The 23,203-nt window shown below is 53.8% G+C and carries 17 protein-coding genes, 2 tRNA genes, 1 other RNA gene and 1 pseudogene; 16 read left to right on the top strand and 5 right to left on the bottom strand.

The window, feature by feature from the left end; translation table 11 throughout:
• Position 1 precedes the first annotated feature (1 nt).
• From HHJ06_RS07360 to HHJ06_RS07300, 13 genes and pseudogenes are all read left to right on the top strand, one after another.
• On the top strand, positions 2 to 1,333 hold the full coding sequence (locus tag HHJ06_RS07360) for a glycosyltransferase family 4 protein (protein WP_215428702.1): 1,332 nt from the start codon (positions 2 to 4) through the stop codon (positions 1,331 to 1,333).
• Entirely contained in the window at positions 1,321 to 1,995 is a 675-nt protein-coding gene (locus HHJ06_RS07355) for an acyltransferase (protein ID WP_215428701.1), read from the top strand. The genes HHJ06_RS07360 and HHJ06_RS07355 overlap by 13 nt, the downstream gene beginning before the upstream one ends.
• Positions 1,988 to 3,316 carry a hypothetical protein gene (locus HHJ06_RS07350; protein WP_215428700.1) on the top strand — a complete coding sequence of 443 codons (1,329 nt, stop codon included), beginning with the start codon at positions 1,988 to 1,990 and terminating at the stop codon, positions 3,314 to 3,316. The genes HHJ06_RS07355 and HHJ06_RS07350 overlap by 8 nt, the downstream gene beginning before the upstream one ends.
• The gene (locus tag HHJ06_RS07345) at positions 3,313 to 4,161 is read left to right on the top strand and encodes a glycosyltransferase family 2 protein (RefSeq protein WP_215428699.1); all 849 of its coding nucleotides are present in this window, start codon (positions 3,313 to 3,315) and stop codon (positions 4,159 to 4,161) included. The genes HHJ06_RS07350 and HHJ06_RS07345 overlap by 4 nt, the downstream gene beginning before the upstream one ends.
• On the top strand, positions 4,143 to 5,003 hold the full coding sequence (locus HHJ06_RS07340) for a hypothetical protein (RefSeq protein ID WP_215428698.1): 861 nt from the start codon (positions 4,143 to 4,145) through the stop codon (positions 5,001 to 5,003). Before HHJ06_RS07345 ends, HHJ06_RS07340 begins: the two co-directional genes overlap by 19 nt.
• 3 nt (positions 5,004 to 5,006) lie before the next feature.
• On the top strand, positions 5,007 to 6,113 hold the full coding sequence (locus HHJ06_RS07335) for a glycosyltransferase family 4 protein (RefSeq protein WP_215428697.1): 1,107 nt from the start codon (positions 5,007 to 5,009) through the stop codon (positions 6,111 to 6,113).
• 344 nt (positions 6,114 to 6,457) lie between these two features.
• Positions 6,458 to 6,628: pseudogene (locus tag HHJ06_RS11980) on the top strand (DapH/DapD/GlmU-related protein); the annotation flags it as partial.
• A 61-nt stretch (positions 6,629 to 6,689) separates the two neighbouring features.
• Complete coding sequence (locus HHJ06_RS07325; RefSeq protein ID WP_215428695.1) at positions 6,690 to 7,940, top strand: glycosyltransferase; 1,251 nt, start codon at positions 6,690 to 6,692, stop codon at positions 7,938 to 7,940.
• Positions 7,937 to 9,088 (top strand): WecB/TagA/CpsF family glycosyltransferase, encoded by a 1,152-nt coding sequence (locus HHJ06_RS07320; RefSeq protein ID WP_215428694.1) that lies wholly within the window; start codon positions 7,937 to 7,939, stop codon positions 9,086 to 9,088. Before HHJ06_RS07325 ends, HHJ06_RS07320 begins: the two co-directional genes overlap by 4 nt.
• 49 nt (positions 9,089 to 9,137) lie before the next feature.
• A complete protein-coding gene (locus HHJ06_RS07315) occupies positions 9,138 to 10,229 on the top strand; it encodes an adenylyltransferase/cytidyltransferase family protein (RefSeq protein WP_215428693.1) in 1,092 nt (363 codons plus the stop codon).
• 19 nt (positions 10,230 to 10,248) lie between these two features.
• On the top strand, positions 10,249 to 10,914 hold the full coding sequence (locus HHJ06_RS07310; protein WP_215428692.1) for an acyltransferase: 666 nt from the start codon (positions 10,249 to 10,251) through the stop codon (positions 10,912 to 10,914).
• A 47-nt stretch (positions 10,915 to 10,961) separates the two neighbouring features.
• A complete protein-coding gene (locus HHJ06_RS07305) occupies positions 10,962 to 11,384 on the top strand; it encodes a hypothetical protein (protein ID WP_215428691.1) in 423 nt (140 codons plus the stop codon).
• A 440-nt stretch (positions 11,385 to 11,824) separates the two neighbouring features.
• Positions 11,825 to 13,789 (top strand): alpha-L-fucosidase, encoded by a 1,965-nt coding sequence (locus tag HHJ06_RS07300; protein WP_215428690.1) that lies wholly within the window; start codon positions 11,825 to 11,827, stop codon positions 13,787 to 13,789.
• A 453-nt stretch (positions 13,790 to 14,242) separates the two neighbouring features.
• On the opposite strand, the gene ssrA is transcribed toward HHJ06_RS07300, so the two are convergent.
• Positions 14,243 to 14,602, bottom strand: a transfer-messenger RNA (tmRNA) gene (ssrA, locus tag HHJ06_RS07295).
• An 81-nt stretch (positions 14,603 to 14,683) separates the two neighbouring features.
• Positions 14,684 to 14,760 (bottom strand) — tRNA-Arg (locus HHJ06_RS07290).
• A gap of 213 nt (positions 14,761 to 14,973) precedes the next feature.
• Here HHJ06_RS07290 and HHJ06_RS07285 point away from each other — a divergent pair.
• The 3 genes from HHJ06_RS07285 to HHJ06_RS07275 all read left to right on the top strand — a co-directional run bounded on the left by HHJ06_RS07285 (position 14,974) and on the right by HHJ06_RS07275 (position 20,218).
• Positions 14,974 to 17,124 carry a RecQ family ATP-dependent DNA helicase gene (locus HHJ06_RS07285; protein WP_215428689.1) on the top strand — a complete coding sequence of 717 codons (2,151 nt, stop codon included), beginning with the start codon at positions 14,974 to 14,976 and terminating at the stop codon, positions 17,122 to 17,124.
• Positions 17,125 to 17,451: 327 nt separating this feature from the next.
• Positions 17,452 to 17,544, top strand: a tRNA-Ser gene (locus tag HHJ06_RS07280).
• Between the two features lie 937 nt (positions 17,545 to 18,481).
• Entirely contained in the window at positions 18,482 to 20,218 is a 1,737-nt protein-coding gene (locus HHJ06_RS07275; protein WP_215428688.1) for a hypothetical protein, read from the top strand.
• Between the two features lie 1,335 nt (positions 20,219 to 21,553).
• Here HHJ06_RS07275 and HHJ06_RS11975 read toward each other — a convergent pair.
• The 3 genes from HHJ06_RS11975 to sucD form a co-directional block, all read right to left on the bottom strand.
• Positions 21,554 to 21,805, bottom strand: coding sequence for a hypothetical protein (locus tag HHJ06_RS11975; RefSeq protein ID WP_428994125.1), 252 nt, complete (start codon positions 21,803 to 21,805; stop codon positions 21,554 to 21,556).
• A gap of 51 nt (positions 21,806 to 21,856) precedes the next feature.
• Positions 21,857 to 22,138, bottom strand: a complete 282-nt coding sequence (locus HHJ06_RS11970) for an NAD(P)H-dependent oxidoreductase (protein ID WP_215428686.1) — start codon at positions 22,136 to 22,138, stop codon at positions 21,857 to 21,859.
• Positions 22,139 to 22,310: 172 nt separating this feature from the next.
• Positions 22,311 to 23,198: a succinate--CoA ligase subunit alpha gene (gene sucD / locus HHJ06_RS07260; RefSeq protein ID WP_022397860.1), complete on the bottom strand. Its 888-nt coding sequence runs from the start codon at positions 23,196 to 23,198 to the stop codon at positions 22,311 to 22,313.
• Positions 23,199 to 23,203: the final 5 nt, after the last annotated feature.

Raw genomic sequence — 23,203 nt, 5'->3', positions numbered from 1 at the left:
CATGAACGCTCCGGAAAAAGGGATGAACGTGCTCTGGCTGTCCAATATCCTGTTTCCCGAACCTTGCCGGATGCTTGGGCTTCCGGAGCCGGTTCTGGGAGGCTGGATGTACGCGGGAGCGCAGGAGCTGATGAAGGCCGCCCCGGATTTAAAGCTGGCCGCCGTCATGTTTTACCCGGGGCGCACCCTGCGCCGCCTGGACGGGGAGGCCATGACCTATTACCTGGTTCCCGCCCCTGCCGACATGGGAGTTTACAGGAAGGAACTGGAACCCTGTTTCCGGGAAATCAAGGACATATTCGGACCGGACGTGGTCCATATCCGCGGTTCCGAATATCCGCACTCCCTGGCCTGGGTGCAGGCCTGCGGGGCGGAACGCACGGCCGTTTCCATCCAGGGGCTGTCTTCCGTCTGCGCCGGGTTCTATCTGGGCGGCATTCCTACCCGGGAACTCGTGAAATCCGTTACCTTCCGCGATCTGCTGCGCCGCGACACGCTTTTTGCCCAGCAGCGGAAGATCAAGGCGCGCGGAAAATACGAACGGGAGTTGTTCGGCAAGGTGCGCCATGTAATCGGATGTACCGCCTGGGACCGCTCCCACGCATGGGCCATGAACCCCGCGGCGCGGTACCATGTTCTCCAGCCCACGCTCAGGGAACCCTTTTACCGTCATGAATGGGATGCCGGAGCGTGCGAAAGGCATACGATTTTTCTCAGCCAGTCCCACTACCCCCTGAAAGGGCTGCACAAGGTGGTGGAAGCCCTTCCCTTGGTCCTGCGGCATTATCCTGACGCCAGGGTAAAGGTTGTCGGACCGGACATCCTGTCAATCCCTGCGTGGCGCAGGAACGGCTACGCCCGTTATTTGGGAAACCTGATGGAACGGCTTGGAGTCCGGGACCGTTTCCGCTGGCTGGGACGCCTGGACGCGGAGCAGATGTGCAGCCAATTCCGGAAGGCGCATGTATTCGTTTGCCCATCCATGATTGAAAATGAGTCCAATTCACTGGGGGAAGCCCAGATGGTGGGCACTCCCTGCATTGCGTCCTATGCCGGGGGGATGATGGATTCCGTGTCCGACGGGGAAACGGGTTTCCTGTACAGGTTTGAAGAGACGGAAATGCTGGCCATGCTGGTGTGCCGCCTGTTCGGGGACATGGATTTGTGCAGGCGTCTTTCCTTCCGCGGAAGGCAGGCCTCCCTGGCGAGCCATGACCGTTCCGCGAATGCGGAACAACTGAAGCGCATTTACGAGAGCATCGCCGGAGAGGCCGGGAACGAGACGGAGGAGGACGAAGGAAAGGGAAGGGAGGGCGCCGCATGCAGCAGCTGATTTACCTGGCCAGGAAAGCCGTGCTCCGCTGCTGGGCCGTCTGCGCGCACCCGCTTCACAATGGGTATGCCAGGTGGCTCCTGTATGCCGGCAACGCGGTTTGCGGCCCCGGCCTCTGTTCGTTCGGCATTCCGGACGTCAGGATATCCAGGGGAAGCCGCCGCCGTTCCGTGCCGTGCCGCATAGGAAGGGAATTTACCATGAGGAACGGCTCCCACGGCGTTTCCCGCTCCTCCCAGCGGTGCCTGATTTCCGTGGACCGGGACGGTGTGCTGCGCATCGGCGACCGGGTGGGCATCAGCAATACCGTGATCATCTGCACGCGGTCTGTGACCATCGGCGACGATGTAAAGGCCGGATTCGGCGTCCACATCATGGATACGGACTTTCACGCATTGGACCCGGAAGCCAGGCGTGGGGCGGAGGACAGGCTTCAGCGCCGGTGCGCTCCCGTCAGGATCGGGAACAACGTCTTCCTTGGGGCCGGAACCTTCGTTTTGAAAGGCGTTTCCATCGGGGACAACGCCGTTATAGGAGCCCGTTCCGTGGTGACGCGTTCCATTCCTCCCAATGAAGTATGGGCGGGAAATCCGGCGCGCCGCATCCGCAGGGCGGAGGAAGGGCAGGATTCCCCGGTGATGGAAAGGAGCGCGCATGCGTAATACGGACCTTTCATTTCAGGCGAATGAAGGCCGGCCCCTTGACGGGAAATCCCGCCTTCCTTCAAGCATCCGGGTGGTGCTCCCCTTCGTCATCCTGGTGAAGGCCATGATCATGCTGGCCATGTACTCGTCCGCCGCCGTCCTTCACCCGGTTTGTACGGAACAGGCCATTTCCCTTTCTTCAGCCCTCCTGCTGGCGGTGTCCTTCGTGATCATGCGGAAGTACTTCCGGCGGGAGGACGCTCCGGTCTATCCCCTCTTCTCCATTTATTTCCTGTGGGTATTCATTTGCTGCGTGCGGGGCGTGTTTGCCGTGGACGGGTACTGGTCCGCGCGGGCCCTCGTGACGAATGGCCCCACGCTTTTCATTCCCGTGCTGGTTTACGTGTTCAGCCTGCCGGAGGTGACGCGGCAGGTCCTGTCCGTCTGGTTCAAGGTGTTCATTCCCGTTTTTTTCCTGTTCCTGTTCACCCTCAATCCGGATTTTTACGCCTCCCTGCTGAATCCCCTGCTGATGCTGGTGCCGTGGCTGCCCCTGCTGCCACGGAAATGGAAGCTGGTGGTGCTGGTCATGGCATGCCTGATGGTGTGCGTCAGCATGGGGGCCAGGAGCCAGATTCTAAAGGCGCTGGTGGCTCTGTCCCTGCTGGCCGTCTATTGCGGCAGGGATTTGCTCAAGGACTGCTTTTACAGGATGATGCGGTACGCCCTGTTTTTCATTCCCTCCCTCTTTCTCGCCCTCGGGCTGGGCGGCGTCTTTAATGTTCTGGACGTCGGCTCCTACGCCGGAGCGGCGGGAAAATCCGTGGAGGACGACCTGCTGGCGGATTCCCGCAGCATTGTCTTTGAAGAGGTGGCCTCATCCTCCCTGAAGGACGGCTGCATTTTGCTGGGGCGCACCCCGGCGCAGGGTTATGAAACCAGTTTCCAGATGTCCCAGGATGAGCGCCAGTCCTACCATGACCAGAAGCGCCGCGCCTGGTGCGAGCCTGTCCTCCTCAACATTTTCGCCTGGACGGGGGTGGCGGGGCTCTTCCTTTACACGGGATTTTACTGGCAGGCCTCCTACCTGGCCATTTACCGCTCCGGCAACCGCTGGATGAAGCTGTTGGGGGTGTTCGTGGCCTTCCGCTGGCTCTGGGGATGGCTGGAGGATACCAACTTCAATCTGGATATCATGAACATCTCCCTGTGGATGATGATCGCCATGTGCTATTCCAGCCATTTCCGGGCCATGACGGACGGCGAGCTTCACGAATGGGTGCAAAGCATCTTCCGCCGCCGTTCCTCCAACCCTCTCCCTTCCATACGCATTCCATGAAAACTGACGCTGCCTCCGGGAAAAAACTTGCGGTCCTGATGACGTGCCACAACCGCAGGGAAAAAACGCTCCGCTGCCTCTCCGCCCTGTTCTCCGCACTGCCGGAAGCGGGGCTGGAGTCCTCCGTGCATTTGGTGGATGACGGTTCCTCCGACGGCACCGGAGACGCCGTGCGGCGGGCTTACCCCTCCGTTTCCGTCATCAGGGGGGACGGAACCCTGTTCTGGAACCGGGGAATGAGGACGGCATGGGAGGACGCCCTGAAGAAGGATGCGGATTTCTACCTCTGGCTGAATGATGATACCATGCTGCATCCGTTTGCCGTAAGCCATCTATTGGAAGCCTCCCGCCGGATGGAACACGCTGCCGTCATCTGCGGCTCCACCTGCCATCCCGGCACGGATGAGTGGACTTATGGAGGCACGGCGGCCGGGAAGCCCGTTATTCCGGATGGAACCTTGAGGGAATGCGAATTATGCCACGGGAACATTCTGTGGGTGCCGCGGCGGGTGGTGGAGCGCATCGGCATTCTGGACGGGTTCTACCTGCACGCGCTGGGGGATTACGACTATTCCCGTACGGCGCGCGAACGCGGAATAAAGCTGCGGGTGGCCCCCGCCTGCCTGGGAACCTGCGAGCGGCATGAACAAGCCGTCTCCTGGACGGACCGGAAGGTGCCCCTGATGCGCAGGCTCCACAATTTGTATTCCCCGCTGGGGAATGCCCAGCCCAGGTATTACTTCCACTACGTCCGCAGGCACGACGGCCTGCTGGCCGCGTGCAGGGCCATGATCTGCATGCATGTACGAGTTTTCCTCCCTTTCTTATGGACAGCAACGAAATAGACTGGGTGTTCCAGACGGATGACGAAGAGGTGCTGGAGACGTACCGGACCCGTGACAATTACCTCATGGAGCGTTCTCCGGAGGGGGATGATTCGCGGTGCGCCGTTTATTTCAGCAGCAACGACCTGTACTTTCCCAACAACCGCGCCCGGTTCCATGAACGGGTCACCCTGCGGAATACGTTTGAATGGTTCGGAACCAGGGTTCCGGGCTGCGGCAGGCACATCTTCATCCGGGATGTTTTCAAGCAGTGGTACCTGGGCGGCATCAACAGCCGCCTGAACTCACCGGGAAAGGTGCTGAAGTGGCTTGAAAACGAGACGAAAGGCTGCCGGGTAACGATGGTGGGCAGTTCCTCGGGAGGCTATGCCGCCGTTCTCTTCGGCTCCCTGCTGCACGCGGAACGCGTTTTCTCCTTCAACGGCTATTTTGACCTTGCTCCGGAAACGGAAATGGAAGACGCCGCCCAAATCAACCCCCTGCTGGTACGGTACGGGAACGACCCGGAACGGGCGCCTTTTTACCGCCTGGCCCCCTTTCTGCATGCGGAGACCCCCGTTTATTATTTCCACTCCCTGTTTTCTCCCATTGACCGCAGGCAAAGGGAGCTTCTGGGCGGCTGCCAGGGAGTGCACGTCATACCCTTTCATTCCCGCCGCCACGGAATCCCCTTCCTCAAATGCTGTTTAAGCCGTCTTTTCCAATGTTCCGATGAAGAGCTGCTGGAGCTGTGCGGCGCAGTTCAACATCCCTTGCGGTTTTCCCTCCGGTGTGCGGGCGTCCGGGAGACGGCCTCCGGCTTCTTCAGGCAAGCGTGGCAACATTACAGGAAAAGGCACTGAACCATGAACGGCAACAAACGCAAACTGATGGTTTTTCATCAATACCTGGCGCCTTACCGCATTGATTTTTTCAATGCGCTGGCCCGGATGGGGGAGATGGAGGCGTTTTTTGAATATGAAAATTCTCCGGATCACCACTACAACAGGCCGGAAATGGAAGCCCGTTGCGCGTTCCTCCCCCATTACCTGAACCATGTTCGCGTGGCGGGGAGGCGCATCCCCTCCGGCCTTGCGCGCATCCTGCGGCAGGGACGGCCCGATCTGGTGATCGTTCCGGAGTTTTCCATTCTGGCGCTGGAGGTATGCCTGCTGCGCGCGGCCTGCCGCTGGAAATTCAAAATCATCAGCATTTGCGACGACAGCATGGACATGATCCGCGGAAATGAACTGTCCCGCATGCATGCGCTGGCGCGGAAGGCGGCGATGCCCGTGATGGACGATGTGATTCTCCCGGACATGGAGGCCTGCCGCTGGTACCGGGAACATTATGGGAAGGGCGTCTTTTTTCCGATTGTCAGGGATGAACGGGCATTCCGGGAGCAATGCCGCGAAGCGCTTCCCGCGAGCTTTTCCATGCAGCGGGAATACGGCCTGCACGGTAAACGGGTGGTCCTGTACGTGGGGCGCCTGGCTCCGGAAAAAAATCTGGAATGCCTGGTCAAGGCGGCTGCGGCCCTTCCGGAGGGCGCCGTTCTGGTGATTGCGGGGTCGGGAAGCTTGGAAACGGCCTTGCGGGACTTGGCCGTCCGGCTGAAGGTCCGCGCCATTTTTACCGGCTGGCTGGAAGGCGAACGCCTGGCGGCCTGGTACAATCTGGCCGATGTTTTTGTCCTTCCCAGCCTCGTGGAACCGTTTGGAGCGGTTGTCAACGATGCCTTGGCTGCCGGGTGTTTCTGCCTGGTTTCCGGGCGCTGCGGCTCCGCCTGCCTGATCCGCCGGGGCTGGAACGGGGAATTGTTTGATCCGGAAGACGAAAAGGGGCTGGCCTCTCTTCTCCGGAAAACCTGCCTGGACCGCGGCGGCAGCCCGTCCCCTCTGCGCCTGAAAGAATGCCTGATGCCTGCCGGATTCCGGGAATACGTCAACCATCTCATGGAACATATTTTATGATGAATGATCCCGCCAATGCCGCTCCGGGCAGGTCCCGGCCCATCCTGTTTCTGCGTTCCCTGGCCAACGGAGTGCGTAGTTTCATACGGTTCCGCCTGGTTCAACGCTGGGTCACCGTGAAGGGAATGACCAGGATAGGAAGGCATGTGCATCTGAATTCCCCGCACAAACGGATCATTTTCGGGAACAGGGTGCAGTTGGGGCCATACTGCCATGTCTCCTGCGATATACGTTTTGGGAACAGCGTGTTGTGCGCCGCCCGCGTTTCATTCATCGGAAAAAGGGACCATTCCTTTAACCGGGCCGGATGCGCCGTCTGGGATTCCCCCCGGAACTGGGAGGACGGCATGACGGTCATCGGCAGCGACGTGTGGATTGGGCACGGAGCCGTCATCCTGGGAGGCGTTCGCGTGGGAGACGGCGCCATTGTCGCGGCGGGAGCCGTTGTGACCGGAGACGTGCCGCCCATGACCGTGGTAGGCGGCAATCCGGCCAGGGTCATCCGCCGCCGCTTTTCCACTCCGGAAGAAGAGGAAAGGCACCGGAACTACCTTGATTCCATCAAATAGACAGACCATGATGCAAATTCTGATTAACGCTTATGCCGTCAACCCGGACTGGGGCAGCGAACCCGGCATGGGGTGGAACTGGGTCATCCACCTGGCCAGGCACTGCAAGGTGCAGGTGATTACGGAGGGGGAATGGCGGGAAAACATAGAACGGGAGCTCGTCCGCCTCCCCCAGGCGGGAAACATCGTATTCCATTATCTTTCCGTGCCGGAAAAGGTACGCCGGATGTGCTGGAACCAGGGGGACTGGCGTTTTTACTACCATTACAGAAAATGGCAGAAGAGAGCTCTCTGCCTGGCGCGTCAAATCATGAAGGATAACCGCATTGATCTGATTCACCAGCTGAACATGATTGGGTTCAGGGAGCCGGGCCTGCTCTGGAAAATCAAGGGCGTGCCCTATGTTTGGGGACCGGTGGGAGGCATGGAAAACGTGCCTGCCGTCTATGCACGCTGTGCGGGATGGAGGCAGTACATCTTCGTGCGGGTGAAAAATGCCATTAATTCCTTCCAGTCAAGATGGCAGCCTCATGTAAGGCGGGCGGTTGCCAGGTCCTCCGTCCTTGTTGCCGCAGTGGAAGGGGTGAAAAACAGGATAGAAGAAGTTTATGGGAAACAGGCCGTGGTGATTAATGAAACCGGTTGCAGGCTCAATCTTTCCGGGCGGCGCATCCTGCATGAAAAGGGAAAGTTCAGCCTTTTGTGGGTGGGCAAGGCAGATTTCCGGAAACAGCTTCATCTGGCCGTTTCTACGCTTGCCCTGTTGAAGGACTGTGAGGGATTGCGTCTCCATATATGTGGCGTAAACCCTTCTGAAGAGGGGAGACGGTTTATAAAACAGGCTGAAAATCTGGGAGTTTCCCATATGTGCATATGGCATGGAATTGTACCCAATGCAGAAATCCTGTCCATGATGCGGCAGAGCGATCTCTTTTTCTTTACCAGCATCATGGAAGCGACTTCAACCGTGCTTGTGGAAGCCCTGATGAACCGGCTGCCCGTGCTCTGCTTTGATACCTGCGGCATGGGAACCATCGTGGATGAAACCGTGGGACGCAAGATACCCCTGACCCGTCCCGGACAGTCCGCCCGGGACTTTGCGGAACGCATCCGCTTCTTTTTCCATCACAGGCAGGTCCTGCGGGATATGGATGAAGCGTTTGACGCCAGGCAGAGGGAGCTGGACTGGAACCGCAAGGCGGAAAGGATGTCCGGCATTTACCGCGAAATTTTAAAGGACCGTCAACACCGGCCATGAGCGAAAACCGTATGGAGACCTATTTCAACATCAGATACGAATTTGACCGTGAACGCGTTTTCCGGCGCATGGATGAAGTGCTCCGTTCCGGAGGCGCGGGGTACATCTGCGTGGCGGACGGGCATGTGCTTTCCGAGGTGCAGCGCAACCGGGAATACAGGAATGTGCTGAACGGGGCGCTCCTGACCATATGCGACAGCGGCTGGGTGCCCGTCTACCTGAAATGGCTGCTGCATGCGGACAGGCCCCAATACTGCGGCGCCCAGATTTTCAGCGACGCCATCGGCATGAAAAAATACAGAATGATGTTCCTGGGAGGAAACCGCGAGACGCTGGACGCCCTGCGCCGGACCCTGGAACGGGAAGACCCCCGCGTGAGGCACATGCCTTTTGAGGAATTGCCGTTCTGCTCCGTGGATGAATTTGACTACGCGGCTATTGCCGGGCGCATTAATGAATACCTGCCGGACATCGTCTGGGTTTCCCTGGGAGCCCCCAAGCAGGAAATATTCATGAACAGGCTGTGCCCCCATCTTCAGCGGGGAATTATGGTGGCCGTGGGCGCCGTCTTTAACTTCGCCTCCGGGCGGCATATCAGAAGGGCCCCCGCCTGGATGGTGGAGTGCCGGCTGGAATTTCTCCACCGCATTCTCAATGAACCCCGCAAGCAAATGAAACGCTGCTGGAAAATAATCTCTGTTCTGCCCTGGATTTTTATCCGGGAGAAACAACGGCAGAAGGCGGCAAGGCCGGCTGCCGCCTCCGGAAGGGAAGAAAAGGCGCCCTCTCTTCCCTGCACGCTTGTTTCATGTTTCGGCCGGCTTCCCGGCAACATGGATGACCTGCTGGCTGCCTGGGGCAGGGAAGAAGGCAGGAAATTCATCATTGTCAGCGACGATGCGAGGTTCTGGAACCTGCCCGCCAACGCCAGCCTGGTGCCGATGGCTTTTTGCGAACTCCAGTCCCTGGCAAGGAAAAAACTGGGAAGGCGGCATAAAATCAACGTCCCGGAAGACCTCCCGCCGCTTTTGCCGGAATATCCGGTTCTGTTTGAGGACTATGTGGAAGGGAGCCCGGAACTGGAAACAATGGCGCTGGAATGGGAGGCCGGTTCCTCCCCTGCACCGGTTCCCGCCGCTCCGTTTTAATATTTTTCCCCACCAGACAGCAACAACCCAACCTTCATACATTTCAACGATGGCTACCAAAATATTCGTCTCCGGATTTTACGACATTATTCATGCCGGCCATATCCAGTTCTTCCGCGAAGCGCGTTCGCTGGGGGATTTCCTTATCGTCTCCTTCGCCTCCGAGCAGGTGCTCTGGAAAAGCAAGCGCAGAAAACCGTCCATTCCGGACGAACATAAAAAAGTGATTCTGGAAAGCCTGTGCATGGTGGACAAGGTGGTCTGCGGAGAAAATCCGGAACCGGGAATGGATTTTAAGCACGTTTTTCTGAAAGAACGGCCCGACATCCTGGCCGTTACGGAAGATGACTGTTACGGTGACCTTAAAAGGGAACTGTGCGCAAGGATTGGTGCGCGGTATGTAGTGCTCCCCAAGACGCCTCCCTGTTCCGAACAGATTTCCACCACCCAGCTGGTGAACCGAATCAAGGCCCCGCTCAGCGTGCCCCTGCGCGTGGATTTTGCGGGAGGCTGGCTGGACGTTCCCAGGCATGCGCGGCAGGGGGCGTACATTGTCAACTGCGCCATCAGTCCGTTTGTCTCCCTGGACCACTGGCCTTATGAACTCCGGGCCGGGCTGGGAGGCAGCGGAGCCTGGGCCATGCTGCAGGGCAGGGACCCCGTCCGGTCTGAACTGGCCCTGGGGGTTGGCTGGCAGGACCCGGCCGTGATTGCGGAAACGGGGCTGTGCGTCTGGCGGTCCGGCGCCGTTCCCGTGCTGGACATCAAGAGCACCGGCGATTTTCTGGCTGGAAAAATGGCGATCTTCCACACCGGACACGACCATGATACGCCGGGAATGGCTGACGGGTGCCGGGACTACGCCCGCATTGCCCAATCCTCCCTGATCGCCCGCGCCGGAGTGATGGAGCGCAGCGTTCATGAACTGGCCGCGGGAGTGGCGCTGTACCATAGCGTGCAGCTCCGGGAGGGGATGGCCCCCCTCCCGGTCATGGGGGATGAACTGGCGAAGAAATACCTGGGAGGCGGATTCGGCGGATACGCCCTGTACCTGTTCGCTTCCCGGGAGGACAGGGACGGAGCGGTGCGCCTGCATGACGGCATGAGGGCCGTGGAACCGCATTGTAAAAGCCCGTTCTGATTCTTTTTTCGGAAAGAAAATGTCCATGGTTGAAGAATGCAGTCTGGCCAGGGAGCCGGAAAGGGCGCAGGCTTTCCGTCCGGCGCCCGTTCCCGGGACGCCGCCGAGGGAATGCTGGCTTGACCTGGGCAGGGTGGTTGGCCTGTTCTTCATTGTCCTTTTTCATGCTGCCGGGAACAGTGTGGAATTCCCTCTCTTCTTCCAGCGGGTGCCTTTTCTGTTCATGGCGGCGGCCTACTTTGTGGGACGCAGGAAAATGTTCGACTGGCGCCATTCCCCGTGCAGGTACGTTCTATTTTATCTGGCGTGGAACGGTGCGGCTTTTTTGGAAGCTCTCTTCAGGCATTGGTTTTATTTGAGACTGGGCCATTCCAGCGCGTGGGACTGGAGCAGCCTCCCCTGGAAGCTGACGGGGGTGGGAACTACCTTTCCCTATGACGGCCCCCTGTGGTTCCTGAAATACGTGATGGCGCTGAGCCTGCTCTCTCCGCTTTTATTCGCCCTGGGAAAAAGGAAGCTGCTGATCCCCGCGACGATTGCCGTTCTCTTCTCCGTGGTGCTCTTTCCGGAGGTTAACGCGCTGTTTTCCGACCCTCCACGGGTTCCCTGGGCGGATTCCCTGGCCTTTTTCATGATGGGGTTCTGCCTTTCCTCCCTGACGCTGGCGAAATCAAGCTGTTCCTGAAAAAAATAAGCTACGTTTCCCTCCCCGCGTGGGCGGCAATAGCGTGGATGAACCATGGCGGCGTCATCTCCACGGAAACCCTGCACACCATCCCTTGCTGGATTCCGGGGATTCTGGGGCTGGGCTCCCTGTGCGTTCTGCTGGCGGAAAAGAAGTTCTTTCGTAACGTGGCGCGGGCATGCGCTCCCCTCTTCTTCTTCATTTATGCCGTCCATTGCCTGATCCTTCCCTGGCTGATGCCGCTCCTTTTGAGAATCCTTCCTGGGGGACTTCCTTCTCCCATGATTGCGGCAGTCCTGATATTTGCGGGAGCATTCTTTCTTCATCGGCAGGTGGTCCGGCATTACCCCGGCTGGGAATACCTGGTCTTTGCCCAGAAGCGGAGAAAGCCGGTGACTGACGAGCAGGAAAAGGAGATAGTTGCCGCCGCCTTTTCCCGGTCCGCTTCCATCAATGAGCCCCCTCTTTAAAGGTCTTCCGATTTTTCTGTGGCTTATAGAGAAAACGATTCCTTCATGCTTGAGGCGTCATTATCTTTTCAAATGAACCTCTGTTGACAACCCTTTTCCCATTCTCCTTGCCGCGCTCAATATCCCTCCTGCCACGGATAAACCTTTGCTGGAGGCCCGCTTCACGGCTTCGTTCAGAGTAGAGTTTTTATTTGAGCGGCAATTTGAGATTCCAATTCCAAAGGGCCTCCGGCACTCGTCAAACGGCGTAAGGCTGCCTGCGCGTTCCCCGGGAATCTTTGACGGGCAACCCCATACGGAACCGTCGCCGTCTGGACGCCAGAAGGCCTGCCCATTCCAGCCCGGATGATGGAATGGCCCGGAAGGGGATGAAAGATTATTATTGTTAACAGAGTATTATCAATATACGGCTAAAAATACCCTTATTGATTTTAAAAAAAATGACTGCCTTTATTCAACTTCGCGTCGTGTTGTTCTGTGGTTTGCTGGGGTATCCGGTCGTCGCGTGTGGAAAAGGGAAGGAAGGCGTGTCCGTCATGGTTCCGGAACAGGCTTCCCGCGAAGAGCTGGTGGAGATGGCGGTCAAGGTAAGGCCCTCCGGCCGGCAACTGGACTACCAGCAGCGGGAAATGCTGGGTTTCATCCATTTCGGCATGAACACGTTTACCGGAGCGGAATGGGGAACCGGAAAGGAGGAGCCTCAAATTTTCAATCCTTCCCGGCTGGACGCCCGTTCCTGGGTAAAAACGTTCAAGGATGCCGGCGTAACGGGAGTGATCTTTGTAGCGAAGCATCATGACGGATTCTGCATGTGGCCCACCAAATGGACGGATCACAACATTTCCCGTTCTCCCTACAAGAGAGGAAAAGGAGACCTGGTCCGGGAAGTTTCCGAGGCCTGCCGGGAGCTGGGCATGAAATTCTGCATCTACCTTTCCCCGTGGGACATGCATGAAAAAAGCTTTGGGACGGGAAAATACAATGATTTCTACATCAAACAACTGGAAGAACTGCTGACCAATTACGGTCCCGTTTATCTTTTATGGTTTGACGGCGCCGGGGTGGACAGCAAAGTCAATGGGAAACAGACCCCCTTCGACTGGGAGAGAATCTTTAAAAAGGCCAGGGAATTGCAGCCGGACGTTCTGCTTTCCGGGGCGGCTCCCGATGTCCGCTGGGGCGGAAATGAGATGGGGCGCGGACGGGAAACGGAATGGTGCATTCAGGGGGTTACGGCCTCGTCGCGCTTGTTTGGCGGAAATGATGTGGGGATTCGGGCTAAAGACAGGAATCTGGGTTCCATTGACAGCCTGGCGGGGAAAAAGCGGCTCGTCTGGTACCCTTCACGGGCAGGTCTTCCCATACGGAGAGGGTGGTTTTACCATGAACGCGACGACAAAACCATCAAATCTCTTGATTACCTGGTGGACTGTTACTTTTCAACCGTGGGACAAAACTCCAACGTTCTTCCCAACCTCTCTCCCAATAAGGAAGGAATCATTCCGGAGGCGGACGCCAGGAGGATGATTCAATTTGGCAGGGTGATTGGAAAGATGAAAAAAAACGACTTGGCCAGGGGAGCCCGGGCGAAAGCTCTTTCCGGGTGGGCCGGAAATTCGGAATCCGGGCTTTTATTTGACGGCAATCCCTTTACAGGCTGGGCTACTGCCGATGGTTCAACCCGGGCGGAGGTTGAAATCCGATTGCATGGAGAACAGGAGTTCAACGTAATCAAGTTGCAGGAAAACGTACGTGACTATGGCCAGCGTGTGGAGCGCTTTGCCGTGGATGCGTGGCTGGACGGCCAATGGAAGCCATTGGCTGAAAGTACCACCATCGGGTTCCGTAAAATGATCAGGCTGCCAAAGGCGGTGAAGGCCGGCAGATTGAAGATACGGTTTCTGGATTCCCGCAAATCCATTTCATTCAGCAATTTGTCCTTGTACTATCTGGCTCCTTTCCCAACGGAGGACAACGTGGAATCCGTTCGGAAACTGGACAGGAAGGAATGGAAAATAACCGTGGCCGGAAAAAAACTTCCCGCGGCCCAGTTGGAGCGGCTGAAAGACGGGAAAACGGATACTTATGTGGAAGTGGGACTGCCTCCCAAAGGCTGTGACATTATTATTGATACGGGAAAATTGCAGAAAATTTCCGGGTTGATTTATACGCCTGTGGCGGAGGGAGGGCCGGGCCATATTGAAATGTATGATATTCGCCTCAGCAGAGACGGAAAAACGTGGGGAAATCCGGCTGCTTCAGGCCGTTTTGGCAATATCGTCAACAACCCGGTGGAACAGGAGGTCAATTTTGCCCCCGTTGAAGCCAGATTCGTCAAATTCAGCGCTAAAAAGGGCGCCGGGGGAACACGCAAAGCGGCTGTTGCCGAACTGGATTTGCTTTAACATGCGGTTGTGGCCGCCTCTTCATAAGAAGACACGGGAAAATTGAAGAACGTGTGAGGCCGCTGCCTATTAGGAAAAATCTTTTTGATGATGGACTACCCGGGGTTCCGGTTTTTAAGGGAAGAAGACATCATGTAGTGTGCACGGCAGTCTGGTTCTTCAGTGCCGGAAGGTGCTGAAACCGCCGGGAAAGAAACAGTCCCCGGAGCGGAAGGAATTGGGAGGCTTTTACAGAAAAGCGCCGCCATCAGGCCAGCGGAATATTCCGATTCTGATCCCTTGCTCCATTAAACAAACCGTGTTTCAATGTCTTTGTACTGGAGCAGAGAAGTTTTCCCCGTTGGAACTGTTAAATGGTGGAAACACCAAAAGATGCCGGCAGTTTTTATGCGGCGATTTTCGGAAACAAAAACCGCAAGCGTTCTGTTTCAAACGCTTGCGGTTGTTTTGAAATGGTGGAGGCGACGGGAGTCGAACCCGTGTCCTGAAGGCCGTTGATGCCGGCATCTCCATGTTCAGACGCATATTGCTGCTTTCGCGGCTGCTTCGTCATGCGCCAACTAGGCAAGCTCGCTAGTTGCCTGTGGAAGTCTCGTGCGTTGCGCGGCAACCCCGCATTGCACCAGCCTGCTGAATATTCGTCGTCCCCTCTAGCAGGCGTTGAGGTTCTGACGCGGCTGAACTAATTAGGCAGCCAGAGCAAGGTCGTTAGACTCTGCATTTATTTTTTTAATCGGCTTTTTAGAAGGCCAGCCGATTAACCTTCACATGCAGCCAGCACCTCAGACTTCCAGTCGAAACCATGGCGCCCCCATATGTATGTATCGGTAGAGACAAAAAATCCCGCCATGATGTTCAGGCAGGAGTGATTTTATTTACCGATGGTGATGCAAGTGGCACGCCCGTAGGGATTCGAACCCCAAACCTTCTGATCCGTAGTCAGACGCTCTATCCAATTGAGCTACGGGCGCTTTGACTTGCGTCGTGTACCGCGTAAGCGGTGAAAGAAATATAGGTTTTTCTTCGGGAAAGTCAAGATGTTTGTAAGATGATTTGAGAAAAAAATCTCATTTTTTCTTTTCGCGGGAAATGACCCTTTCATGCACAGTCCGTTAACTCCGGGGGCCGGAAAAAGGGAAAGGCGTTGCGTCCCGGAATGGCCTGTGGCACACTGAACGGAGAAAATGAGTGGATTCAAGGTGATCAGATCGCCGATGGAGGCATTGAAGGAACACTTCGGCTTTTCCGGTTTGAGGGAAGGGCAGGACCGCGTGGTTTCTTCCATCATGGAAGGCCGCAATGTATTAGTGGTGATGCCCACCGGCGGGGGCAAGTCCCTGTGTTACCAGCTTCCGGCCCTTTGCCGGGACGGGGTTTGCCTGGTGGTCAGTCCGTTGATTGCCCTGATGAAGGACCAGGTGGACGCCCTTGTGGCCAGGAGGATTCCCGCCACCATGATTAACAGTTCCCTGAGCTTCCCGGAGCAGAAGGAGCGCCTTGCCGGCATGAAGGAGGGGGCGTTCAAGCTGGTGTACGTGGCTCCGGAGCGTTTCGGCCATGAGGGATTCATGCGCGCTCTGGCGGAGGTGGATATCAATATGGTGGCCGTTGACGAAGCGCATTGCCTGAGCCAGTGGGGCCATGATTTCCGCCCGGATTACCTGAAACTGGGGCGCGCGATTGAAGCGATGGGACAGCCCCAGGTGGCGGCCCTGACCGCCACGGCCACTCCCCGTGTGCGGGAGGATATTCTGGTGCATTTGAAGCTGGATGATCCGGTGACGATCGTACGCGGATTTGCGCGGGAGAACCTGCATTTCCGCATTACGGCGTGCGATACGCACAAGGATAAGTACAAGAGGCTGTATGAGCTGGTAAAGCTCCATAAGACGGGAATTATTTACTGTTCCACCCGCAAGAAGGTGGAGCAGGTGCATGAGGCCCTTTCCGACCTTGGCCTGAACGTGACGGCCTACCATGCGGGCATGACGGATGCCCAGCGGGAAGAAGCCCAGAACGTCTTCATGAACCGCCACGCGGACATTGTCATTGCCACGAATGCGTTTGGCATGGGGATTGACCGTGCGGACGTCAGGTTCGTAGCCCATTTTGAGGTTCCCGGCAGCGTGGAGGCCTATTACCAGGAGGCAGGCCGCGCGGGCCGCGACGGAGATGACGCCTATTGCGAGCTTTTGTTCAACCATGCGGATTTGCGGACCCAAGAGTTTTTCATTGAAGGGGTGAATCCCGGCGTTCCGCTGATTGTGGAACTGTACGAACTGTTGCGGAAGCATTGCAGTGCGGAGACCCATGATGTGGCGTGGTCCCTGGAGGAAATGGCGGAACGCCTTAAATGCCGGAATGCCATGCAGGTGGGCGCGGCTTTGTCCGTTCTCATGCGCAATGGAGTAATCAGCCGCCATGACGTTCCGGGACAGCGGGTGAAGCTTACCAGAGTGACGGATCCCTCCGTAAGCGGCTTGAAGATTCCTCTGGACGAACAGTCTCTGCGGGAAAAGGAGGTGAGGGACCGGGAAAAATTGAAAGCAGTGACGGAATTCGCTTATTCCTCCGGCTGCCGCCAGCAGTGGATTTTGAATTACTTCGGAGAAGAGGACAGCGCCCCCTGCGGCCGGTGTGACCAGTGCATGACGCTGGGTGTGGAGGAGGGCCAGTCCCTGGGTGAGGAGGAAAACAAGGTAGTCCGCCAGGCCTTGAGCGGAATTGCCCGCGCGTCCGTGCGCATGGGGGACGGCTCCTGGCAGGGAAGATGGGGGAAGACGAAAATCATTCAGATGCTTAAGGGATCGAAAACCCAGGAACTTTTGAAAACCTCCCTGTCCCGGTTGAGCACTTATGGGATTCTTGCCCGGTGGAGCGAGGACGACATCCGCCAGTTGTTCCGCGCCATGCAGATGGCGGGCCTGACCAAAATGAGCGGAGAGGCGGACCGTCCCCTGATTACCCTGAGTCCGAAAGGTAATGAAGTAATGATGGGGCGGAAGGTGGCCTCCATGATTTGGCCTTTTGCCCGCAGGGGAAAAGATTCTGCCTCCTCAGGGCAGACCAGGGTGCGCTCCACGGGGGATTTGACGTCCCTGGGCGAGTTTGACGAAGATTTGTTTTTGAAATTGAAGGAGCTTAGGAATGAGCTGGCCCGTGAAGCCGGTATTCCGGCTTATGCCGTATTCCACAATTCCACCCTGGAAGGGTTGGCCAGGCTGAAACCCACCACCCGCCGGGGAGCCATGAACGTCCACGGCATCGGGGAGCAGAAGGCCGCGAAGTATCTGGATGATTTTCTGGAAGTGATCGCAGAGCATTGCGAGGTTTAAAAAGGTTTTCCGGACCGCTTGCACCATGTCCACGCCGCCGTGGGGGAACTGATGGCCCTTGTTTTCCCATGGTCCGGTCGCTGAATGTTCCTGCGGGGTTACATTTGCAGGTGAAAAACGGCTTCCGGTTGATTTTATGTTGGGAGGACGTTTGTCCGTCTCTTGAACCCGGAAGGGAAATTCCAGTGGGAGGTGGCGCTGAAACCCGGTGGGGAAAAGCAACCGACCTGCCAATATGCCTGCCCGGAGTAATTCCTGCCTGTACTATTTATGTATTGACTTCATTTTGGGAAGTGTGTAATTTCTTTTCCACACATTACCCAAGACGGAGCGGTGGCTGAGAGGCTGAAAGCACTCCTTTGCTAAAGGAACGTACTGGCAAAACCGGTACCGAGGGTTCGAATCCCTCCCGCTCCGCCAAAACCTTTCATTTTTTAAGAGTCTGCATTTCAACGATGCAGACTCTTTTTTCTTTATAAATCAGAGAATTAAATGTTGCCTAGAATTGTACATGACAGGATGGAATGTGAATAGTTTTTTTATGTCATCAGAATATAGAATTTTTACGTAAAAGAGGTCTCCTTATTGGTATGCTCGTTTCAATATGCAGAATCCTGCTGAATGGAAACAGATTTCTAAATGTACCAAGAAAGTGGACCAAAAGATGGTTAATATATGGGATGCTGTTTCAAAAAAGGGGTAATGTGCTGTTGTTACCGTCTGAAATGATTTGAAAAGTTTATAGCAGTAAGCTTTTAGTTGAATTTTGCGGGATATTGTATGATGTCGGATTGATTGCCTGTGAGCTCGTTTGACCGTAAATGGAACAAGATATGGCACCAATACCGATGGAAGTGACGAAGAATCATTCATTAGTTTTTTATCTTGCAATAATATCCGCTATGACAATGGCGGAGTTGTCCAGCTAAGAAGCGACTTGTTGCGGGTATTGGCATAGGAAGTGAAGGAGCGGCAATAGGTGTTACACTTCCAGTTGAAGTCTCTCTTTTCGAGGTTTCCATCTAACGGCTTAAGGCGGCGTGGTGGGTTTGTATGGGATACTTCTTCATATAGGAACTATAATTTTCTTGTCCTACAGCTCATTCTATTTGATCCAACAGGCTATGCTTACACTTTCTCCTCATCTATACATATTTTCTATTTATTTTATGTATAATTTAGTTGATTATTAAAAAATTTCCAGATATAGTAATCTCAAGACAAAAATAATTGAAACATGAATGTGATATATTGGCCAGAAAGAAAAAATAAAATAGAAAATATTGTGAATTATTAATAAATATTTGGAATCAAATATTTTTATTTACATAACATTATTTAATTTATTATCAATTAAATGACTACTTCAGAAATAATATTACTATTGGCGGTTTCACTTTTTATTTGTATAATTATCGGAAGAATTGTCTATTATAGAATCTATATACGTCCTGACGAGTTAAAATATGAAAATTTACTCATGTCATCCAGACCAGATTTTATTAGATGCGACAATAATCTGAAAAATGAATTTATTGTTGAAATAGAAAACTATGAATCTACAAATGATACGATAAGAAAAGTTGAAGAAAAAGTTAAAAATCTTCCCTTTCCAATTCCATTACCTCCTAACAACAACGAAACAGGAGAAGATATTATTAGCAAACTAATTTCTTTGATGGATAAAAATCCTCTTGCATTTGTGGGAACAGAACAGTTTATATTATCCATTTTTCCTTCTGAGCAGATAGGAAACTTTACATTTTACGCTTTGGAATCCATAACTGACCACTCCTCTCAAGCCGTCATGGAGAACATAGCTTCTCTAAAAGCAAGCTTGGCAGAAGGAATTACTAATTTCCATGATTCGGATAAAATTATCGAATGCCTAAAAAACTTTGGAAGTTATTATTTATATGGTGACAACCATGTTTTTCACCTGCAAACATTGATGAATACAGCTCATGAAAATGGCTGGAAGGCTATAGGAGCTTTCCTGCAACATACAACCATGCATGATTTCCTGCTGCCAATGATGAATTATGATCAGCATATTTCTGAAATAACCCATTCCTGGATTCATCATACTTCGGAGACGTTTTCGGACATAGAAAACTTCGATTTCGATCTTGATATTGATCCCACTGGACATTTTCCATTTATAACTCTCTTTGTATCAGGTTCTCGTGAAATACGCTTAATCAGTAATAATAAAACTTCAATGGAAAATTCCCTAAAAAATGTTCTATTGGATGTAGGTGGTACCGGGTTAGGGGCACTGGGTGGAGCTAAAGCTGGAGCCGTTTTTGGGGGAACTTTAGGTAGTTTTTTTCCGGGTTTTGGTAATGTAATTGGAGCTTCAATTGGAGGAATTATTGGAGGAATCGCTGGAGCCATGGGAGGACGTAAAATTACGAACAATATAAAATGTCGAGAATTGAATCTTGCTATTAGTAATTATCGTTCTGATTTCAATCAAATGTTGTTGGATGCCAAAAAAATCTCTATAAAATCTGTCGAAAAATTACGTTCTTTATCTATTATCAAACAAAAACAATTTATAACAGAATTACCAGATGTTCCATATTTTGATTATTCTAAGTCTGAAATTATTGTTATCGCGCAAAAATTGGTAATGTCACTAAAAGATGATTTACATAATTATAAACAGCAGCTTTTGATTCTAAAGAATTCCAGATTTTCATCAAAAATAAAATATAATAAAATTATTCAATGTATTGATTTGGAACTTGATGAAATTAACAGTCAAGTACCTTCTGATGAGGAAATCAATGAAAATCCCATACAATCGCTATACAATATTTTGGATATTCCTTTTTTGAGGAATGAAAAATTCCACACGGAGTTACCTATGCTACTTCAGTACCTTAAGGAATTAATTAGAAAAAATCGTGCCATGATGATTCTATGGGGAATTAATGCCAATAACCTTTATAAAAGATTAATTTACGATATTAGCATCGAATTAAATGTTCAAGCGGATAATTATAATAGAAAGTGTCTCACTTGGAAATATTCTTTAGATCAGAAAGAAAAATTGGTTCAGAAAGAAAGAGAAAAGCTAGGAATGTAATTCTTCCTCGTGTGATTTCATAAATATCGTTTCAATTTTTACAACCTAAAGCCAATTTTATAATCTGCATCTCTCAGGAACTCATTGGATAAAACAAGGGTATAAGTTAATGCACAAAATTATGATTTTTTTGATTATTAATTATTGAAATGCAATCTGCTCCGCCAGCATTTTTATCATGCTAACTGTTGGAAAGCCTGATTTAGTCAAGCTTTTTTCATTTCTTGCAATATGGGAGTGATGCGGTTTTTTGAAAAGATTACTCTACGGAGTTCTGTACTTGCCTGCGAGCATGTCCTATTCGTCAGAAGGTCAGTGCCGTTTTTTCACGGGAAGCTGGTACTACTACGTATTGGAAAAGCAACAGGAATATTTGTTCACCTGCGGGAATGGGTTCCGGGAAATTTGAGGTCGCTTGGCAGGCCTAGTTATTGTAGCCAGGAAGCTTCTTTGAGTATGAACCTTGCCGATTTCCATCTTGCTGAAACCACTTCTGCGGATATTGAACCCATCCGGCAAATTCATTGCGACGCTTTTGGCCACAATAAGGAAGCTAGGTTAACTGAATAACTTCTAGAAGGTCCAACGGCAGAACCCCATGTTTTCCTGTTTGCGCTTCATTCCGGCAAGCTTGTGGGCTGCACCAGTTTCAGGGGCAGGGATGAACCGGGCATGATTACACATTCTGGCTCCTCTTGCCGTGGTGCGGGAATACTAGCTCCAGGGTATGGGGTGTGTTGATCCAGAGAGGGGTGAAACGGTTGAAGGCCATGGGCTCTCTGGAGGTTTTTGTTCTGGGGCATAAGGAGTATTACCCCAAATATGGCTTCCAGTCGTACACTGTGCGCCGTGAGTTTACGACTCCTTATCTGATTCCGATGAGTTAGGCGAATACTGGATGTACCAGTTTTGTCTCCCGAGGGAGAGGCATTGGAAGGAGGAGCCGTCCAATACGCTCATATGCTCGACAGGCCCGGGCATTGGAGACGGCGAGAGCGACCGTTGGATTTGTTGATGGCTATAGTGAGGACGGAACTCCTTACGAGGGAATCACGGTAACAAGACACTCTTTGTTTTGCCCTCTCTGGCGTATGGTTTCCACAGGTTTGTGTAGCCGGTCCGGGGAATTAGGAAAAGGCTATAGTGTCTGGATGGCCCGGTAAAGAAGTGTCCATCTCCTTGGGATTCTTCTCGTACCGGCAATGTCTGGAGGCTCGGGCGTAATTGTTTTCCTTTTCCTTGTTTCTTTCAGCACGGCAGGTTTTCGTCCATGGAAAAGAAGGGAATGGTTCTCCGGCTTTTTCCAAGTTCCCCTGGCAAATGCTGGGAGTTTCTTTATGGTGCAGGGAAATATTCCGCCACGGTTTCCTTTACTTCTTCCAGCCATTTGCGGCGCAGTTCCGGAGTGCTGTCGGCAATGATGCGGAACATTTTTCTTTCAAAGATGTGGACGCCGCAAAAACCGAAGACGCAGTCTTTCCAGATGTGTTCCAGCGGATCACCGAAGATGTCCCTCTCTCTTTCCCCCGGAGTATTGGAGGTATTGAAAACAAGTGCCGCCTTTGCTTGTAACAGGCCGACCTCCATTGTCGCCTTTGGGGAAGGTAAGGCCACTTCCTCCCGGAGTACGCGGTCAATTCAGCCTTTCATGATAGCCGGAGGCTGGCCCCACCAGTTGGGGTGGATGATGACGATTCCGTCCGCTTCCCTGATTTCCTGCTGGTGGAGGGCTGTCAGCGTATCTTCCGGAACGTCGCTGACCAGTTCCGTGTCTGACAGGACAGGGTTGAATTGTTCGCGGTAGAGGTCGTGAAACAGGACGTGATGCCCCCGTTCGTTTAAGGCTTCTGCCGCTGCTGCGGCAATCGCTGCATTAAAACTGTGCTTGTAGGGATGTCCCACGATAACGGATATGTTCATAACGGCTGCTTGAATGACTGCTCCTTTGAATAGTATAGGCCTTGGCGGGAAGAGTAGCTCCGGACGGAGGTCAAGTCAAACCGGCGTTCCGGTATCAACGCGGAATGGTTCATGAAAAAAGCGCCTTCCGGTGAGGGAAGGCGCTTGGAAGTGAGTTGATGAAAAGGGAGGCTTACATGCCCTTGTTCTTCATGGCTTCCGCCAGGGCGGCGCCCATCTGGGCGGGCGTCTTGGCCACCACGATGCCGGCTTCCTTCAGGGCTTCCTGCTTGGCGGCGGCGGTGCCTTTGCCTCCGGCCACGATGGCTCCTGCGTGGCCCATGCGGCGTCCCTTGGGAGCCGTGGCGCCTGCGATGAAGGCGGCGACGGGCTTCTTGCAATTGTTCTTGATCCATTCGGCGGCTTCTTCTTCTTCGGAACCGCCGATTTCGCCAATCATGATGAAGGCGTCCGTGTTCGGGTCTTCCGTGAAGAATTGCACAGCCTGCTGCTGGGTCATGCCGTGGACGGGGTCGCCGCCGATGCCGATGCACATGCTCTGGCCCAGGCCCATGTTGGTGACTTGCCAGACGGCTTCATAGGTGAGCGTGCCGGAACGGGAGACGATGCCGATTCTGCCGGGTTTGAAGATGTAGGCCGGCATGATGCCGATCTTGCAGTTGGCGGCAGGGTTGACGATGCCGGGGCAGTTCGGGCCGATGAGGGTCACGTCCTTGTCCTTCAGGAAGGCTTTTACCTTCTGCATGTCCTGCACCGGGATGCCTTCCGTGATGCAGACGATGAGCTTCACGCCCGCGTCCGCGGCTTCCATGATGGCGTCCGCAGCGAAGGGCGGGGGAACGAAGATCATGGAGGCGTTGCAGTCCGTGGCCTTTTTGGCTTCCGCCACGGTGTCGAAGACGGGGACCTTGCCTTCAAAGAGCTGGCCGCCCTTGCCGGGGGTCACGCCGGCGACGACGTTGGTGCCGAAGTCCATGCAGTTTTTGGCGTGGAATGCGCCGGCGCTGCCGGTGATGCCTTGCACGACCAGACGGGTGTTCTTGTCAATGAGAGATGTCATTGTCG

The sequence above is a fragment of the Akkermansia muciniphila genome, assembly GCF_018709685.1.
Lineage (GTDB): Bacteria > Verrucomicrobiota > Verrucomicrobiia > Verrucomicrobiales > Akkermansiaceae > Akkermansia > Akkermansia muciniphila_E.
Note: the sequence above shows the minus strand (reverse complement) of the source record. Positions and strands in the feature narration are given on the sequence as shown.